The following is a 16,558-nucleotide window of genomic DNA, read 5'->3' as shown; positions in this document are numbered from 1 at the left end:
CCGTGCAGGGCATGATCGACCCGTGCCCACCTACGTCGCCTTCCTGCGCGCCATCAACCTCGGCGCCCGGCGCAAGTTCCCCAAGGACGCGATCCGGACGGCCACCGAGGCCGCGGGCGGCACCGGCGTCGAGACCTACATCAACACCGGGAACGTCCGGCTGACGCACCCCGCCCGGTCGGTTCCCCGGGTGCAGGCCGCGCTGGAGGAGGCGTACGCCGCGGCTGCCGGCTTCGACGTGCCGACCGTGGTCTTCACCGCGGCCGACCTCGCCGCGCTGACCGCGCGCGGCGAGGAGCTCCACGCCGAGCACGACCCGTCCGGCCAGCACTACGTCACCCTCTACTCCTCGGCGCCGGCCTCGGCCGCGGTGGAGGCCGCGCAGGCGCTGGAGCACCCCGGGGAGACCGTGGTGGTCGAGGGCCGCGCGGCCTACGTGCTGCTCGACGGCGACATCCACACGTCGCGGCTGCTCTCGTCCAAGGAGGTCACGGCGCTGGGCCAGGGCACCGCGCGCACCATCAAGGTGCTGCGCACCGTCACCGAGAAGTGGTGCTGAGCCCGGGTCCTGCAGGTCTCACGCGATCTCGACGCCGGCGCCGGCCATCTCCGTGATCGCGGTCGCCGTGGTGTCGTCGGCGACGCCCGCGCACATGGCGGTGAGCACGCGGGTGCTGAACCCCTCCGCGGCGCTGTCCAGAGCCGTCGCGCGCACGCAGTGGTCGGTGGCGATGCCGCACACGTCGACCTCGTCGACGCCCTTGGCGCGCAGCCAGTCGGCGAGCGGCTCGCCGGCCGACGTGCGTCCCTCGAAGCCGGAGAAGGCGGCCGCGTGCTCGCCCTTGTAGAACACCTCGTCGAAGGGCTGCGGGTCCAGGTTGGGGTGGAAGGCGGCGCCCTCGGTGCCGACCTTGCAGTGCACCGGCCACGACTCGGCGAAGTCCGGCTTGGCCGACCAGTGGTGCCCCGGGTCGACGTGGTGGTCCTTGGTCGCGACCACGACGTCGTACGCCGGCGCGTCGTCCGCACGCGCGTGCCAGCGGTGCAGCAGGTCGTTGATGTCGGCGGCCACGCGGGCGCCGCCCGCGACGGGCAGCGAACCGCCCTCACAGAAGTCGTTCTGGACGTCGACGACGATCAGGGCGCGGGACATGTGCCGAGACTAGTCCTCGAAGATCGTCGGGATCACCGCCTCGCCCGCGGACATCATCGTGACGGCGCGGGGGAGCTCGGCGACCGAGGCGCGGTGGCGGGCGCGTGCCTCGTCCAGCGTCGCGCGCCCGACGACCTCGCCGCCCTCGACCAGCCTGACGAGGAGGGGGCGGTCGTCGCCGTCGTCCGCCGGCGCCTCGCCGATCCCGACCACCTCGGCCCGCGCGACCCCGGAGGGCCCGCGGCGGCGCAGGGCGTACTTGCGTCCGCCGATGGAGTGCTTGTCGGTCGACTTCTTGGCCACCGAGACCATCTCGCCGTCGTCGCCCTCGCGCGCGACCAGCTTGTAGACGAAGCCGCAGGTGGGGTGGCCCGAGCCGGTGACGAGCTGCGTGCCGACGCCGTAGGCGTCCACGGGCGCGACCGCCAGGGCGGCGATCGCGTGCTCGTCGAGGTCGCTCGTCACCACGATCCGGGTGCCCGTCGCGCCGAGGGCGTCGAGCTGCGCGCGCACCTCGCGCGCCACGAGGCCGAGGTCGCCGGAGTCGAGGCGGACCGCGCCGAGGCCGGTCCCGGCGACCTCGACCGCGAGCGCGACGGCCTCGTTGACGTCGTAGGTGTCGACCAGGAGCGTCGTGCCGACGCCGAGGGCCTGGACCTGCGCACGGAAGGCATCCGCCTCGGTGTCGTGCAGCAGCGTGAACGAGTGGGCGGAGGTGCCGGTGGACGGCACGCCGTGGCGCGCCCGCGCCGCGAGGTTGCTCGTGGCCTCGAAGCCCGCGACGTACGCCGCCCGGGCGGCAGCGACCGCCGCCTCCTCGTGGGTGCGCCGTGCGCCCATCTCGATGCACGGCCGCCCGTCGGCGGCGAGCGTCATCCGCGAGGCGGCCGACGCGATGGCGGAGTCGTGGTTGTAGATCGAGAGCAGCACCGTCTCCAGCAGCACCGCCTCGGCGAAGGTGCCCTCCACCACGAGCAGCGGCGAGTGGGGGAAGTAGGCCTCGCCCTCGGCGTACCCCCAGACGTCGCCGGAGAAGCGGTAGGAGGCGAGCCAGTCGAGCATGTCGGGGTCGACGACGCCCTCGAGGGCGGTGAGCGTCCCCGCGTCGAAGCGGAACTCCTCGATCGCGTCGAGCGCCCGGTCGACACCCGCCACGACGCCGTAGCGGCGCCCTGCCGGGAGCCGCCGCGGGAAGAGCTCGAAGACCGCCCTGCGGTCGGCGGTGCCCGACTGCCGCGCGGCCTGCACCATGGTCAGTTCGTAGTGGTCGGTCAGCAGGGCCGTCGACGCACGCGGTGGGGTGGTCACGCCCCACACTGTGCCACGATGGGAGACGTGTCAGCCGCCAGTCCCGTAGAGGTCGAGCCGACCCAGACTCCCGACGAGATCACCTTCCTGGCCAAGCCGTGGGTGACCCTCGTGTGGGACGACCCGGTGAACCTCATGTCCTACGTCTCCTACGTGTTCCAGAAGTACTTCGGCTACGACAAGGCGAAGGCGGAGAAGCTCATGCTCGAGGTGCACACCGAGGGCAGGTCCGTCGTCTCGACCGGCACGCGCGAGGAGATGGAGCGCGACGTCCAGGCGATGCACGAGTACGGCCTGTGGGCGACGATGGAGAAGGCGTCCTGAGGTGACCGGGTTCGAACGACACCGCAGGACCGGCCGCGTGATCGCCACCTTCACCGGCTTCGAGGCCGACCTGCTGCGCTCGCTGGCCTCGCAGATGGTCGAGCTGCTGCGCAACGAGCGTGCGGAGCCCGCGGCGCCGGCCGCCGACCCCTTCGAGGCGATGATGGCCGAGTTCTCCGGCGCCACCACGATCCCCGAGGACCCGGTGCTCGCGCGGCTGTTCCCCACGGCCTACCCCGACGACGAGGAGGCCGCCTCGGACTTCCGTCGGTTCACCGAGGGCGGGCTGCGCGACGGCAAGGCCGCCGCCGCCGGCTCGATCATCGACGCCCTCGAGGACGCCGGGCTGCCGCCCGAGCTGACCGAGGACGGGCTGATGATCGACGTGGAGCTCACCCACGACGAGGCCGAGACGTGGATGCGCGCCTTCACCGACATCCGTCTCGCGCTGGCCACGCGCCTCGGCGTCGAGGCCGGCGACGAGCACTACTGGCACTCGCTGCCCGACGACGACCCGCGGGCGCAGGCCCACGACATCTACGAGTGGGTCGGCTACCTCCAGGAGACCGTGGTCGAGGCGCTGACGGCCGGATGAGCCCGGTCCCTGACTTCGTCGTCGCGATCCGGGAGAAGATCGGCAGCGACCACCCGCTCTGGCTGCCCGCCGTCACCGCGGTCGTACGCCGGGGCGAGGAGGTGCTGCTGGTGCGCCGCTCGGACAACGGCCGCTGGACCCCGGTCACCGGCATCGTCGACCCCGGCGAGGAGCCCGCGCTGGCCGCGGCCCGCGAGGTGACCGAGGAGACGGGCGTACGCGTCCGGGTCGACCGTCTCGCCTCGACCGGCGCCCACCCCGAGCTCGTGCACGCCAACGGCGACCGCGCGGCCTACCTCGACCTCACCTTCGCCTGCACGTGGCTGGAGGGGGAGGCGCACGTCGCCGACGACGAGTCCAGCGAGGTCCGCTGGTGGCCGGTGACCGGCCTGCCCCCGATGTCGGAGGTGATGGTGGCGCGCATCGACGCGGCGCTGAGCGACGAGCGCGAGGCCCGGTTCGCCGCGCCGGCCGGACAGGACGGGACCGAGCCGCCCGCGGTCCTCCGTCCGCCGGCGCCGGTGCTCGGAGTGGACGCCTGCCCGGCCGGCTGGGTCGGCGTCGTCCTCGACACCACCCTGCGTGCCACGGTCTTCGTCGCCGCCGACATCGCCGCGCTGCTCGACCTGGTGCGCGAGCAGCACGACGTGCCCGTGGTGGCCGTCGACATCCCGATCGGGCTCCCCGACAGCGGTGGCCGGCGGGCGGACGCCGAGGCCCGCCGCGAGCTGGTCGGCAAGTCGTCGTCGGTCTTCTCGACCCCCGTACGCGCGGCGCTCGAGGCCGCGACCTACGCCGAGGCCCGCGAGGCAAACCTGGCCGCCACCGACGGCCGCACGAGCGTCAGCGCGCAGGCCTACGCCCTGCGCGAGAAGGTGCTGCAGGTCGACGCGTGGGTCCGCTCGGGTCCCGGCGCCCACGTGATCGAGGCGCACCCCGAGGTGAGCTTCGCCCGGATGGCTGGGGCCCCGGTGCTCGCCCGCAAGAAGGACCCCGACGGCGTACGGGCGCGGCGCGAGGCGCTCGCCGCGCACGGCGTCATCGCGCCGCCGTGGTTCCGCGGGGCAGGGTTCGGCGAGGACGACCTGCTCGACGCCTGCGCGGTGGCCTGGACTGCCGTACGCCATGCGCTGGGAGTGTCGGAGTCGCTGCCGGTCGAGCCCGAGGTGTTCTCCGACGGGATCCCGGCCGCGATCTGGGCGTGACGCGCGCGGTCAACCCGAGTGCGTGAGCACTCCATAGCGCTCGCGCGAGGCGAGCGCCCACCGCGAGACCGGCACCGACGCCAGCGCGACGGCCAGCATGAGCGCGGCGAGCACCAGCCACCCGGTCTCGCCCATCTCCACGCACAGCAGCGTCACGATGGGCGGGCCGATGACGGCGATGACGCTGAAGCCGAGGCCGGCGAAGCCCTGGTACTGGCCCTGCCGCTCGTGCGGCGCGAGCCCCATCTGCAGGCCCCACTGGCCGCCGGAGCCGATCATCTCGCCCACGACGTGGACGAGCGAGCCGACGACGAGCACGACGATCGCGAAGGTCGCGTCCCCGCGCTCCGCGAACGCCACGATCGCGAAGCCGGCGGCGATCCACACCGCGCCGCGGACCAGGGCGCGGGCGCCCGCCTCGACCGAGTCGGCGCGGCGCGAGAGCCGCACCTGGAAGAGCGCCACTGCGGCGGTGTTGACGATCAGGAGGATCGCGACCATCACGGGCGGGGCCTCGGTGCGCTCGGAGATGTAGAGGGCCAGGCCCAGCTCCATCACGAAGAAGTGCAGGGAGAACATGCCGGTGAGGGCCACGACCGCGACGTAGGGCCAGTCGCGCAGCACCGCGAGCCGCGGCTCGCCCTCGAGGCGTACGTAGGCGGGCAGGTCGGGCAGGCGGGTGGAGTTCCAGGCGGCGAAGCCGGTGAAGACGGCGTTGAGGACGAAGACGGAGACGTAGGCCCACGTCTCGTCCACGACGAGCGCGGCGCCGCCGAAGACCGAGCCCAGGCCGATCGCGGTGTTGGTCACCGCGCGGAGGTAGGCCTTGAACTGCACGCCGCGCCCACCGGTCGCGAGCTGGGCGATGACGCCCTGCTGCACGGAGCCGGCCGAGCGCTCGAAGAGGGTGAGCAGCGCGAGGAGGGCCGCGAGCTGCCAGGGCGTACGGGCGAGGGCGGGCAACGCGCTGGTCATCGCGGCCCCGACCATGAAGAGGGTCAGCACGCGACGCGGACCGTGGCTGTCGCCGAGCTGCCCGGCCGGCACCTGGACCAGGATCCCGACCACGGCGGCCACCGACAGCGCGAGCGCGACCTCGGCCGCCGAGAAGCCGACCTGCCGGGTGAAGTAGAGCGCGCTGGTCGTCATGACCGCGCCCGCCCCGAACCGGTTGGCGAAGGAACCCAGCGCCAGGACCCGCAGGTCGCGCTCGAGCGGGATGCCCCGGCGCGTGAGTGGCGCGTACGCGCGTGGCAACGACATCTCTTCCCCCGTCAAGTCTCTCGACGTCAAGACTATGTGGTGAGACGTGCGCGGCCCGCATCGCCGGGCGCCTACCCTTGACCGCGTGCTGACCATCGACCAGGAGATCTACGACGCCATCGTGGCGCACGCCCGGCGCGACCACCCCGACGAGGCGTGCGGCGTGGTCGCGGGCCCCGAGGGCAGCGACCGACCGGAGCGGTTCATCCCGATGGTCAACGCCGCGGGCAGCCCGACGTTCTACGAGTTCGACTCCACCGAGCTGCTCGCGCTCTACAAGGACATGGACGCCCGCGACGAGGAGCCGGTGGTCGTCTACCACTCCCACACGGCCACCGAGGCCTACCCCAGCCGCACCGACATCGGGCTCGCGAGCGAGCCCAACGCGCACTACGTGCTCGTCAGCACACGCGAGCACGGGAATAGTGAGGGCCCGGTGGAGTTCAGGTCCTACAGAATCATCGACGGAGTCGTGACCGAGGAAGAGGTCACGATCACGCCCCAGCAGACCGAGACAGTGCAGTCCCAGAAACGGAGCACCCCCTGATGGCCATCGAGGTCCGGATCCCCACCATCCTGCGCACCTACACCGACGGCGCGAAGTCCGTCGAGGGCTCGGGCGGCACGCTGTCCGCGCTCATCGACGACCTCGAGGGCAGCCACCCCGGCATCAAGGAGCGCCTCGTCGAGGAGAAGGCCGGCTCGGTGGACCTGCGCCGCTTCGTCAACGTCTACATCAACGACGAGGACGTGCGCTTCATGGGCGGCCTCGACGCCGAGCTGTCCGACGGCGACCAGGTCGTCGTCCTGCCCGCCGTCGCCGGCGGGGCCCGCTGACCGGATGACCCGTTTCGACAGCCTGCTCGCCTCGGTCGGCGGCACCCCACTCGTCGGGCTGCCGCGGCTCTCGCCGGGCCTCCAGCCCAACGGCGCGGACGTACGGCTCTGGGCCAAGCTCGAGGACCGCAACCCCACCGGGTCCATCAAGGACCGGCCGGCGCTGCGGATGATCGAGCAGGCCGAGGCCGACGGGACGCTCCGTCCCGGCTGCACGATCCTCGAGCCGACCAGCGGCAACACCGGCATCTCCCTGGCGATGGCGGCCAAGCTCAAGGGCTACCGCATCGTCTGCGTCATGCCCGAGAACACCTCCGAGGAGCGCCGCCAGCTGCTCCGGATGTGGGGGGCCGAGATCGTCTCCTCGCCCGCGGCCGGTGGCTCGAACGAGGCCGTTCGCGTGGCGAAGAAGATCGCGGCCGAGCACCCCGACTGGGTGATGCTCTACCAGTACGGCAACGAGGCCAACGCGCTCGCGCACCAGGAGGGCACCGGCCCCGAGCTCCTCGCCGACCTCCCCTCGATCACCCACTTCGTCGCCGGGCTCGGCACCACCGGCACGTTGATGGGTGTGTCCCGCTTCTTCCGCGAGGCCAAGCCCGACGTACGCATCGTCGCCGCCGAGCCGCGCTACGGCGAGCTCGTGTACGGCCTGCGCAACCTCGACGAGGGCTTCGTCCCCGAGCTCTACGACGCCTCGCTCATCGACTCGCGCTTCAGCGTCGGCCCGCGCGACGCCGTACGCCGGGTGCGCGAGCTGCTCGAGCTCGAGGGCATCTTCGCCGGCATCTCCACCGGCGCGATCCTGCACGCAGCCCTCGGCCAGGCGGCCAAGGCCGTCAAGGCGGGGGAGTCGGCCGACATCGCGTTCATCGTGTGCGACGGCGGGTGGAAGTACCTCTCCACCGGGGCGTACGAGGGCACCGTCGACGAGGCCGAGGACGCGCTCGACGGGCAGCTCTGGGCGTAGCGGCCGCCGACCCGCTGGTCGAGGAGGCACTCCCCGCTGGTCGAGGAGGGACGGAGTGACGTCACGCGACCCCTTCGAAAGTCGTGGGCCACCTACCGTCCACACCCATGGTCAGTGTCGGTGGTCTCGCGTAGGGTCGAACGCATGCTCGAAGCAGCGGCAGGACCTGGAATCGGTGAGGCAGACGACCTCACCGCCGCCGACCTGCTCACCTCGATCCGCTCGGCTCGCGAGGTCGAGAACCAGGCAGCCGCCGAGCAGCTGGTCCTCGCTGCCCGGTGGGCCGACCTGCACCCGCCCGAGTCCATCCACTCCGCGGCGGCATTCACCGTCCCGGGGTGTGAGCACGAGGAACCCATCGCTGGTGAAGGTGCCCCGTTGGTGGCGGAGTTCTGCGTCGCCGAGCTCGGCACCGTCCTCGGGATCAGCTCGACGGCGGCGAAGAAGCTGATCGGGCACGCCCTCGAGCTGCGCCACCGCCTCCCGCGGTTGTGGAACCAGGTCCACGCAGGTGCCGTCCCCGCGTGGCGTGCCCGGTCGGTCGCCGAGACCACCATCCACACCAGCCCTGCCCTGACCCGTGAGGCGGCGGGGTTCGTCGACGCCCAGGTCGCCGCCGTCGCCGGCAGGATCGGGCCCGCGCAGCTCGACCGGCTCGTCGCCGAGACCATCAAGCGCTACGACCTCGCCGTTGCCGACCCGACCAAGGATCCCGAGGACGGCTACCTCCACGTGAACCCACGCCACGTGACCGTGCACGACGACGACGTCCACTTCGCCGGCACCATGCGCATCGAGGCCGAGGTAGATGTGGCGGACGCTCTCGACTTCGACCGCGCGGTGGCCCACGGCGCCGCCGCGCAGGCCGCGCTCGGGTCGACCGAGTCGCTCGACGCGCGACGGGCGAAGGCCCTCGGCGACCTTGCCCGCACCCAGACCGCGCTGGACCTCCTGACAAGTGGTGATGGTTTCGAGGCTCGCTCCGCTCGCACCTCAACCACCGATGCGGACCTCCCGCCCGCACGGCAGGTGGTCATCCACGCCCACTTCGACGCCAGCCTGTCCGGCGACATCACCGTCTTCGGACCCACCGGGCGGATGGAGAACGGCCAGCGGCTCGTGCTCCTCGAGCAGATCCGGTCCTGGTGCGGCGACACCCGCACCCAGGTGACTGTCAAGCCGGTCATCGACCTCAACACCCCGTTGACCGGCCAGACCCGGAAGGTCCCGGACCGGATCCGCGAGCAGGTCATCTTGCGGGATCGCACGTGCGTGTTCCCGCGCTGCGGCCGCCCCGCCCGCGGCTGCGACATCGATCATGTCGTGCCGTGGGACGAGCACGCCGAGGCGGAGGGCAGGCCCCAGCCCGGCCCCACGACCACGAGCAACCTCGCGGTCCTGTGCCGGTTCCACCACCGGCTCAAGACCCACTCGCCCTGGCGCTACGCCATGGTCGTGCCCGGGGTCTTCGAGTGGCGAAGTCCGCACGGCCACCGCTTCCGACGCGACCACACCGGCACCACCGAGCTCGACCCGGACGACCTCGACGACCTGGGTCTCGTGACGGGCTCCAGAGCGCCCTCCTCGACCAGCGATCCTCCAGCCGGCATCCCGCGACCCCGCCGACGATGACCCCGCCCCGCACCCCGCCAGTCCCCACGATGGCGGGGCCACAGGCACGCAGCAACGCGACGCTGCGGCGGACGGTGCAGCGTAGGCTCGCGACATGATCCGGCCAGCTCGCGCCCTCGTGGCGGTCGCGCTCGTCTTGGCCGTGATCGCCGTGCCCGGCTCGCCCGCGTCGGCCTTCGAGGCCGAGGGACGCCAGGACCGGTGGCACGCGAACGGGCAGCGGGCCGAGGCGTACGCCGTCCCCGCGCGCCGCCGCGTCACCTACTCGGTCACCACCCGGGGCCGCATCACAGCCTCGATGGAGGTGTTCCGGCGGCACGCGCAGGAGACCTTCGACGACCCCCGCGGCTGGCGCGCCGGGGGAGTGCGGTTCCGTCGCGTACGCCGGGGCGGGAACTTCACGCTGGTGCTGGCGGCTGCCGGGACACTCCCGTCCTTCTCGTCCAGCTGCTCGGTGCAGTGGTCGTGCCGGGTGGGCCGCTACGTGGTGATCAACCAGCTGCGCTGGACGCGTGCGTCGCCGGCGTGGAACGCGGCTGGACGATCGCGGCGCGACTACCGCCACCTGGTGGTCAACCACGAGACCGGCCACTGGCTCGGCCTCGGGCACGCGTCGTGCCGCCGAGGGGGCGGCAGGGCGCCGGTGATGATGCAGCAGTCCAAGGGCACCGGCGGCTGCCGGTTCAACCCCTGGCCCCTGCCCGGCGAGGCCGCGGCCGTCAGGCGGCGGTGAGCCTCAGACCGCTGCGCTCATCTGCGGTTGCCGCGGATCGCCACCGTGGCCAGGGCCGGCGAGCCGACGACGAGCTCCCCGGAGGCGCCGGTCAGCGCCACGCGCAGCGTCTCTCGGCGCTCCGTGCGGGTGTCATCGAGGATCCGCACCGGGATGTAGCGCTCCTTCTGCCCGGGGGCGAAGGTCACCGTGCCCTGCTCGGCGACGTAGTCCTCGCCGGGAGTCGCGCTGCCGGCCACCAGGCCCCACCTGACGTCGACCGAGGACGTGGCCGGCGACTGCAGCTGCACCGGCACCCAGACCGTGCGCTCGCGCTCACGCGTGGACTGGCGGGTGCCGCCGAGGCGGACCTCGTTCTTGCTGAGCCACGCGATCCGCGCCGTGAGCCAGCCGCTGAGGAAGTCGACCTCGCCGTCGAGGGTGTCGGCGTGACGGGTCCACTCGAGGTCGCCCGCGGCGTGCCACTGGTTCCAGTCGGCCTGCGCGGCCGGAGCAAGCGTGGCGGCGGCTGCGGGGAGCTGGGAGACGACCTCACGGACACCGGGGCGGAGCTTGGCCCACCGGCTCTTCACCCGTGCCGAGAAGGCGGGGTCCTCGAGCATCCGGGAGACCCAGTGCCCGCCGAGCCGGGTGTACCACACGTCGGAGGGACCGTACGCGCGCCAGCGGGTGCCGGCGCTCAGGTCGAAGTCCCAGACGGGACCGAAGACGAACTTCTTGCCCGGCACCCAGCTGAAGTTCACGCTCGACTGGAAGTTGGAGTCCTGGTTGGAGAAGAGCTCCTCCACGAGGTACCAGTCGATGACCTTGCGGACGTTGATGTACTTGGCGTAGCCGCGGGTCGGGTGCGCGAACGACGGCCCGTAGAGGACCTTCTCGAAGCGCCTGACGGCCCCCCGGACCTGGCGACGCTGGCGCTTGGTGATCTCGTCGGGGTCCTTGAAGGCCACGGCCGTGCCGCGGCTCGTGCGGAACCCCGGCTCGCCGTCGCGCAGGTAGCGCTTGTTCATCTCGAGGAGGTAGCCGTCGTCGGGCAGGTTCACGCGGCCCTCGCCCTCCTCGACCTGCTCGGTGAGCATGTACAGGCCCTGCGGCTGGCCGTTGAGCACGACCTCGACGAAGCGGAAGCGGGGTGTCCACGAGAGCCGGGTCTGCGCGGCCACGGCGAAGGCTGCCGCCGTACGCAGGCCGCTGCGGTCGCCGTAGCCGGCGAGCAGCACCCACTCGTCGAAGGGGCGGGTGCCGACGAGCGCGGCGTCCTCCTCCAGCTTGAGCTTGTAGGGCTTCTTGGGCCAACCCCACGTGGAGTTGCCCCGGCCGCGGACCTCGGTCACGCGGGTGACCCCGTCGAGGGTCACGGTGCCGGGGACGTAGTCCTCGCGGCCCACATCCACGCCCTGCGTGTCGATGACGAGCTGGGTGGGCGCCGCTGGCGGCCAGCCCACGGACGCCGGGCTCCGGTCGGGAGCCTGCGGCGCGGTGGTCTCTCGACCGGACGCGGGCGCGAGCAGGAGGGTCGAGGCGGCCACGGCGAGCGCGGTCACCACGGAGAGGTGTCTCAGGACGGGCATGGGTGCCTCCTCGGCCCGAGGACCGGGCGGCTCGGGTTCAGCTGATCACATCACTGCGCGGGTGAGACGTCGAGACCGAGCGAAAGGTTGTGCTCACTTCCGGGTACGGCGCCGAGGTCGAGCAGGTCGAGCGCCAGGTTCGCGACCTCCCCGTTGCGGATCGGCTGGTACGAGTCGGCGTACGAGGTGCGTCGGGTGCCGGGGTCACGACGGTTGTCGGCGTTGAGGGCGTAGAGGTCAGCCCCGACGGCCACGCCCGGTCCCGCCACCATGAAGGCGATGCGGTAGTTGGCGAACCGTCGCGCGTCGGAGTGGCTCGTCCCGAGCCCGCCGTGGTCGCTGGTGACGATGATGGCCGTGCTCGCGTCGAGCACGGGGTCGGCGTCGACGGCGGCGACGATGCCGCCGAGCAGCGCGTCGACCTGCTTGACCGACCGCAGGTAGGGCTTGGACATGAAGCCCTTGGCGTGGCCCACGTTGTCGGGCAGGGAGAAGTGCGCGAACCGGAACGCGCGGTCGTGGTCGCGGAGGTCGCGACGCACGGACCGCGCCATGACGGCGTTGTCGAGCTGGATGCGCGTCTTGTCGATCGCCAGCGGCCAGCTGCGCTTCCAGAGGGAGAACTTGGTCTTGCTCGCGAAGAGGGCCGTGGAGCCTCCGGCGGCGCTGACGGCGGTGAACACGGACTCGACCCGCTCGCCCGCCGCTGCCTGGACGGTCCTCGGGCGGCGCCGGTCGTCGTTCCAGGTCACACCGTGGCCACCCTCGGCCGCGGTCACCCGGCGGCCCGTCACCATGCCGGTGTGGTTGGGCAGGGTGATGGTGAGCTCGTTCTCGGTGCGGGCGTTGAGGGTGGAGGCGCCCGACGCCATGAACGCGTGCAGGTGCGGGGTGCCCTTCGGCCCGAGGATGCGCAGGGCCTCGGGGTTGAGGCCGTCGATGGTGATCGCGAGCACCGACTCGATCGAGTCGTCCGCGGACACGCGCCGGGTGTCGGGGGTGGTGCTGCTGGCGACGAGCTGGGCGGGCGCCGAGGTCAGGCACAGGCCCACGGCGGCGCACGCGAGGACGGAGGCGAGCACGGAGCGGAGGGTCACCGCACGACCTTAACCCGGCGCACGACGTGTGACCGGGACGACGCCCGCGATGGCGTGACCGGCGGTGAGCCGAGCGCCTAGCCTGCTGCCTGTGCCGACCCCGACCTCGCGGATCACCGCCGATGCGCCCATCGGCATCTTCGACTCCGGTTTCGGTGGCCTGACGGTCGCGCGCTCGGTGATCGACCAGCTGCCCCACGAGTCGGTCGTCTACCTCGGCGACACGGCGCGCCAGCCGTACGGCCAGAAGCCGATCGGGGAGGTCCGCGAGTACGCCCTGGAGTGCCTCGACCACCTCTACGCCCAGGGCGTGAAGGCGCTGGTCATCGCCTGCAACTCCGCCAGCGCCGCGATGCTCCGCGACGCGCGCGAGCGCTACGACGTTCCCGTCGTCGAGGTGATCCTCCCGGCCGCTCGCAGGGCCGCCGCCGCGACCCGCAACAGCAAGGTCGGCGTGATCTGCACCCGCGCCACCGCGAGCTCGATGGCCTACGACGACGCCTTCGCCGCGGCCCCGCACCTCGACCTGCACATCCAGGCCTGCCCGCGCTTCGTCGACTTCGTCGAGCAGGGCGTGACCGGGGGCGACGAGCTGCTCGCCGCCGCCCACGAGTACCTCGACCCCCTGGTGGCGGCGGGGGTCGACACGCTGATCCTCGGCTGCACCCACTACCCGCTGCTGACCGGTGTCATCTCCTACGTCATGGGCGACGAGGTCACGCTGGTGAGCTCGGCGGAGGAGTGCGCCAAGGACGTCTACAAGATGCTCGCCCGCACCGGGCTGATGCGCGCGGACGGGCAGGCCGAGTACACGTTCTCCACCACCGGAAGCCCGGAGGACTTCGCGACCGTCGGCCGCCGCTTCCTCGGCGCCGAGCTGCTGAGCGCCTCCCAGTTCGCAGGGGGCGTCAGGTGAGGCTCACGGTCGTCGGGTGCTCGGGCTCCTACCCGGGGCCCGACTCGCCCGCCAGCTGCTACCTCCTGGAGGAGGAGCAGGACGGCCGCACGTGGCGGATCCTGCTCGACCTGGGCAACGGTGCGCTCGGCCAGCTGCACCGCTACGTCGACCCGCTGACGATCGACGCGGTCTTCCTCAGCCACCTCCACGCCGACCACTGCCTCGACCTCTGCGGCTACTACGTGATGCGCAAGTACCACCCCAGCGGCGCCCAGCCCCAGATCCCGGTCTGGGGTCCGTCGGGCACGGCCGCGCGGATGGCCCGTGCCTACGACCTCCCGCTCGAGCCGGGGATGAGTGAGGAGTTCCGGTTCCTCGAGCTCGCCCCTGCCGGGTCGTCGGTGGAGCTGGGCCCGTTCCGCGTCGAGGCGCGCGAGGTGGTGCACCCGGTCGCGGCGTACGCCCTGAAGGTCACCGCCGGGGGTCGCACCCTCGTCTACTCCGGTGACACCGGGCCGTGCGCCGCGCTCGACGAGCTCGCCGCGGGCGCCCACCTGCTGCTGGCGGAGGCGTCCTTCCGCAGCGGCGACGACAACCCGCCCGACCTGCACATGACCGGCGCCGACTGCGGGCGTACGGCGTCGGCGGCGGGCGTGGAGCGGCTCGTGCTCACCCACGTCCCGCCGTGGCACGACCCCGCGGACGCCGAGGCCGAGGCGCGCGCCGAGTGGTCCGGCCCGGTCGAGCTCGCGCGCGCCGGGGCGAGCCACACGGTCTGAGACGAGTGTCCGGTCAGACGAGGCCGGCGTCGTGGACGACCATCGCGACCTGCACGCGATTGGTGCTGCGGAGCTTGGTCAGCAGCCGTGACACGTGCGACTTCACCGTCGGCACCGAGAGGTAGAGCTCCGCGGCGATCTCGGAGTTGCTGAGCCCGCGCCCGACGCACACCGCGACCTCGCGCTCACGCTCGGTGAGCACGGCCAGCCGGTCCGCCGCGGAGGCCGCGCGGTCGTCCGCGGGCGTGCCGCGCAGGCGGGAGACCAGGCTGCGGGTCGCCGAGGGCGACAGCATCGCGTCGCCGGCGGCCACGGTGCGGATGGCGCCGACGATGTCGGCGGGCGGGGTGTCCTTGAGCAGGAAGCCGTCGGCACCCGAGGCGACCGCGCGCAGCACGTGGTCGTCGGCGTCGAACGTGGTGAGCACGACGACGGCCGGCGGGGACGGGCGAGCGTGGAGCAGGCGGGTGGCCTCGAGGCCGTCCATCACCGGCATCCGGATGTCCATCAGGACGACGTCGGGAGCGGTCTCGGCGACCAGGGCCAGGCCGGCCTCGCCGTCGGGCGCCTCGCCCACCACCTCGATGTCGGACTGTCCGCCGAGCATCAGCGACAGCGCCGAGCGGACCAGCGGGTCGTCGTCGACGAGCAGCACGCGGATCACGCCGACCACGGTAGCCAAGCCTCCAGCACGAACCGCGAGCCCTCCCTGCGCTGGCGCAGCCGCCCGCCGCGGAGCTCGGCGCGCTCGCGCAGCCCCACCAGTCCGAGGCCGGCGCCCGGTGTCTCGCCCGTGGCCCGGGCGACTGGGTTCGACACGACCAGGGTGATCCCGCGACCGGGGTCGCCGGAGGACCGGATCTCGACCCCGGAGCCGGGGGCGTGCTTGCGGACGTTGGTGATGCCCTCCTGGACGATGCGGTAGAGCGCCCGGCCGGTGGCCGGCGGCACGGGCGTGGGGGCGTCCACGTCGTCGGACCAGTCGATGTGCATCCCCAGGGACACCTCCTCCGCGACGAGTGCCCCGATGTCGTCGTACGTCGGCTGCGGGCGCGCGGTGGACGTCCCCGGGTCGTCCTCCCGCAGGACGCCCAGCACGTCGCGCAGCTCGTGGAGCGCGTCGTTGGCCTGCCGCTGGATCTGGCCCAGGCCCTCACGCAGCCGATCCCCGGCGAGGTCGTCGCGGAACGCGAGCGCGCCGGCGTGCATGGACACCTGGGTGATCCGGTGCGCGAGCACGTCGTGCATCTCGCGGGCGATGCGGGTGCGCTCGGTGGAGCGTGCCTGCGCGAGCCGCAGCTCCTGCTCGAGCTCGGCGCGCTCGGCGCGGGAGCGAAGGCTCCACAGCAGCTCGCGGCGGGAGCCGATGTAGAGGCCCCACCCCATCATCCCGGCGTTGACGGTGAGGTTGACCAGCGTCGTCACCAACGGGTCGTTGCCCGGGATCGGCGCGATCGTCGTCCAGGTCTGGGCGGCGACGAAGTTCGTGGTGCCGACCAGGACGACCTCACCCGACCGGCGCCGGGTCGCGACGGAGACGGCGGCGAGGGTGGCGGGTCCGGCGGCGAGGCCCGAGAAGGCGCTCATCGCGGCGATCACCAGCGCGACGCGTACGGGGGCGCGACGGCGGAAGTGGACCAGCACGAAGGCCGCGACCCCCAGCGTGACCTCGGCGGCGAAGAGGGGCCGTTCCTCGCGCCACTCGATGGCGGCCACTGTCTGCCAGACCGCCGCGGAGAACAGCAGGCACAGTGCGTAGCGCCACGCGTGGGACGCCCAGGTCAGCTCGGGGCGGGTGTCGGGGACGACGGGGCGCGGCTCCACGGCGCTCAGCGTAGCGAGCCGGATCTCCTACTTTGGTCGGTGCTTCCAGGGCCCGAGGGCGGATGCGCCGCCCCGTACGGGCGCGCACGATGGTCCCGCCACCGCGCGGAGGGAGCTGCGCGGCGTGGGTCCGCGCAGCGCGAGGGTCCCACGGGGAGGGGCTTCGAGCCGGGTCCGGTGACACACGGGGGTGACCGGACCCGGCTGAGCCCCTCCTCACGTTGTCGTCGCGATCACCGGTCAACCGGCTCTCCTGACTGATGTGTGGGTCATGCTCGGCTTGGGAGGGCTGGTCTGTAGGGGCCGCGGCTGAGCATCGCGAGCGCGATGAGGGGTTGGGGTGAGTGGAAGCCGAACGCGATGCGGGTG

General features: G+C 72.7%; 18 protein-coding genes. 11 read left to right on the top strand and 7 right to left on the bottom strand.

What is annotated here, in order from left to right:
• Positions 1–22 precede the first annotated feature (22 nt).
• On the top strand, positions 23–559 hold the full coding sequence (locus IE200_RS11900) for a DUF1697 domain-containing protein (protein WP_191279706.1): 537 nt from the start codon (positions 23–25) through the stop codon (positions 557–559).
• Positions 560–577: 18 nt separating this feature from the next.
• Here the strand turns inward: IE200_RS11900 and IE200_RS11895 are convergent, their stop codons facing one another.
• Positions 578–1,153, bottom strand: a complete 576-nt coding sequence (locus tag IE200_RS11895) for an isochorismatase family protein (protein WP_191279705.1) — start codon at positions 1,151–1,153, stop codon at positions 578–580.
• 9 nt (positions 1,154–1,162) lie between these two features.
• Complete coding sequence (locus tag IE200_RS11890; RefSeq protein ID WP_191279704.1) at positions 1,163–2,461, bottom strand: nicotinate phosphoribosyltransferase; 1,299 nt, start codon at positions 2,459–2,461, stop codon at positions 1,163–1,165.
• Positions 2,462–2,479: 18 nt separating this feature from the next.
• Between IE200_RS11890 and clpS the strand changes: the two genes are divergently transcribed.
• From clpS to IE200_RS11875, 3 genes are read left to right on the top strand one after another with little or no spacing between them, the layout of a single operon-like run.
• On the top strand, positions 2,480–2,785 hold the full coding sequence (clpS, locus tag IE200_RS11885) for an ATP-dependent Clp protease adapter ClpS (protein ID WP_191279703.1): 306 nt from the start codon (positions 2,480–2,482) through the stop codon (positions 2,783–2,785).
• Position 2,786: 1 nt separating this feature from the next.
• Positions 2,787–3,380: a DUF2017 domain-containing protein gene (locus tag IE200_RS11880; RefSeq protein ID WP_191279702.1), complete on the top strand. Its 594-nt coding sequence runs from the start codon at positions 2,787–2,789 to the stop codon at positions 3,378–3,380.
• Entirely contained in the window at positions 3,377–4,585 is a 1,209-nt protein-coding gene (locus IE200_RS11875) for a DUF429 domain-containing protein (protein ID WP_191279701.1), read from the top strand. Before IE200_RS11880 ends, IE200_RS11875 begins: the two co-directional genes overlap by 4 nt.
• Positions 4,586–4,594: 9 nt before the next feature.
• Here the strand turns inward: IE200_RS11875 and IE200_RS11870 are convergent, their stop codons facing one another.
• The gene (locus IE200_RS11870) at positions 4,595–5,848 is read right to left on the bottom strand and encodes an MFS transporter (RefSeq protein WP_191279700.1); all 1,254 of its coding nucleotides are present in this window, start codon (positions 5,846–5,848) and stop codon (positions 4,595–4,597) included.
• Positions 5,849–5,933: 85 nt separating this feature from the next.
• Between IE200_RS11870 and IE200_RS11865 the strand changes: the two genes are divergently transcribed.
• The 5 genes from IE200_RS11865 (at position 5,934) to IE200_RS11845 (ending at position 10,020) form a co-directional block, all read left to right on the top strand.
• Positions 5,934–6,395, top strand: a complete 462-nt coding sequence (locus IE200_RS11865; protein WP_191279699.1) for a Mov34/MPN/PAD-1 family protein — start codon at positions 5,934–5,936, stop codon at positions 6,393–6,395.
• Positions 6,395–6,685 carry a MoaD/ThiS family protein gene (locus tag IE200_RS11860; RefSeq protein ID WP_191279698.1) on the top strand — a complete coding sequence of 97 codons (291 nt, stop codon included), beginning with the start codon at positions 6,395–6,397 and terminating at the stop codon, positions 6,683–6,685. The genes IE200_RS11865 and IE200_RS11860 overlap by 1 nt, the downstream gene beginning before the upstream one ends.
• Before the next feature lie 4 nt (positions 6,686–6,689).
• Positions 6,690–7,655 (top strand): PLP-dependent cysteine synthase family protein, encoded by a 966-nt coding sequence (locus IE200_RS11855; protein WP_191279697.1) that lies wholly within the window; start codon positions 6,690–6,692, stop codon positions 7,653–7,655.
• Positions 7,656–7,799: 144 nt separating this feature from the next.
• Complete coding sequence (locus IE200_RS11850; protein ID WP_191279696.1) at positions 7,800–9,287, top strand: HNH endonuclease signature motif containing protein; 1,488 nt, start codon at positions 7,800–7,802, stop codon at positions 9,285–9,287.
• Between the two features lie 94 nt (positions 9,288–9,381).
• Entirely contained in the window at positions 9,382–10,020 is a 639-nt protein-coding gene (locus IE200_RS11845; RefSeq protein ID WP_191279695.1) for a DUF3152 domain-containing protein, read from the top strand.
• 17 nt (positions 10,021–10,037) lie between these two features.
• Here IE200_RS11845 and IE200_RS11840 read toward each other — a convergent pair whose 3' ends face one another.
• Both IE200_RS11840 and IE200_RS11835 read right to left on the bottom strand, forming a co-directional pair.
• Positions 10,038–11,591, bottom strand: coding sequence for a CotH kinase family protein (locus tag IE200_RS11840; RefSeq protein WP_191279694.1), 1,554 nt, complete (start codon positions 11,589–11,591; stop codon positions 10,038–10,040).
• Between the two features lie 50 nt (positions 11,592–11,641).
• Positions 11,642–12,688 (bottom strand): alkaline phosphatase family protein, encoded by a 1,047-nt coding sequence (locus IE200_RS11835; protein ID WP_191279693.1) that lies wholly within the window; start codon positions 12,686–12,688, stop codon positions 11,642–11,644.
• An 85-nt stretch (positions 12,689–12,773) separates the two neighbouring features.
• Here IE200_RS11835 and murI point away from each other — a divergent pair, with 85 nt between their 5' ends.
• Together murI and IE200_RS11825 are read left to right on the top strand one after the other, a co-directional pair.
• Positions 12,774–13,604 carry a glutamate racemase gene (murI, locus tag IE200_RS11830; protein ID WP_407941000.1) on the top strand — a complete coding sequence of 277 codons (831 nt, stop codon included), beginning with the start codon at positions 12,774–12,776 and terminating at the stop codon, positions 13,602–13,604.
• Positions 13,601–14,365: an MBL fold metallo-hydrolase gene (locus IE200_RS11825; RefSeq protein WP_191279691.1), complete on the top strand. Its 765-nt coding sequence runs from the start codon at positions 13,601–13,603 to the stop codon at positions 14,363–14,365. The genes murI and IE200_RS11825 overlap by 4 nt, the downstream gene beginning before the upstream one ends.
• Before the next feature lie 13 nt (positions 14,366–14,378).
• Here IE200_RS11825 and IE200_RS11820 read toward each other — a convergent pair whose 3' ends face one another.
• Together IE200_RS11820 and IE200_RS11815 are read right to left on the bottom strand one after the other, a co-directional pair.
• A complete protein-coding gene (locus IE200_RS11820; protein ID WP_191279690.1) occupies positions 14,379–15,029 on the bottom strand; it encodes a response regulator in 651 nt (216 codons plus the stop codon).
• Positions 15,026–16,189: a sensor histidine kinase gene (locus IE200_RS11815; protein ID WP_191279689.1), complete on the bottom strand. Its 1,164-nt coding sequence runs from the start codon at positions 16,187–16,189 to the stop codon at positions 15,026–15,028. Before IE200_RS11815 ends, IE200_RS11820 begins: the two co-directional genes overlap by 4 nt.
• Between the last annotated feature and the right edge of the window lie 369 nt (positions 16,190–16,558).

Origin of the sequence: Nocardioides flavus (ex Wang et al. 2016) (assembly GCF_014653115.1) — a bacterium.
GTDB classification, from domain to species: domain Bacteria; phylum Actinomycetota; class Actinomycetes; order Propionibacteriales; family Nocardioidaceae; genus Nocardioides; species Nocardioides flavus.
The sequence above is the reverse complement of the archived record's forward strand: the minus strand, read 5'-3'. Positions and strand labels throughout refer to the sequence as shown.

Bases quoted from the DNA above. Each gene is read 5' to 3' on its own strand.
- IE200_RS11895 (WP_191279705.1), bottom strand. From the start codon at position 1,153: ATGTCCCGCGCCCTGATCGTCGTCGACGTCCAGAACGACTTCTGTGAG.
- clpS (WP_191279703.1), top strand. From the start codon at position 2,480: ATGGGAGACGTGTCAGCCGCCAGTCCCGTAGAGGTCGAGCCGACCCAG.
- IE200_RS11875 (WP_191279701.1), top strand. From the start codon at position 3,377: ATGAGCCCGGTCCCTGACTTCGTCGTCGCGATCCGGGAGAAGATCGGC.
- IE200_RS11870 (WP_191279700.1), bottom strand. From the start codon at position 5,848: ATGTCGTTGCCACGCGCGTACGCGCCACTCACGCGCCGGGGCATCCCG.
- IE200_RS11860 (WP_191279698.1), top strand. From the start codon at position 6,395: ATGGCCATCGAGGTCCGGATCCCCACCATCCTGCGCACCTACACCGAC.
- IE200_RS11855 (WP_191279697.1), top strand. From the start codon at position 6,690: ATGACCCGTTTCGACAGCCTGCTCGCCTCGGTCGGCGGCACCCCACTC.
- IE200_RS11850 (WP_191279696.1), top strand. From the start codon at position 7,800: ATGCTCGAAGCAGCGGCAGGACCTGGAATCGGTGAGGCAGACGACCTC.
- IE200_RS11845 (WP_191279695.1), top strand. From the start codon at position 9,382: ATGATCCGGCCAGCTCGCGCCCTCGTGGCGGTCGCGCTCGTCTTGGCC.
- IE200_RS11840 (WP_191279694.1), bottom strand. From the start codon at position 11,591: ATGCCCGTCCTGAGACACCTCTCCGTGGTGACCGCGCTCGCCGTGGCC.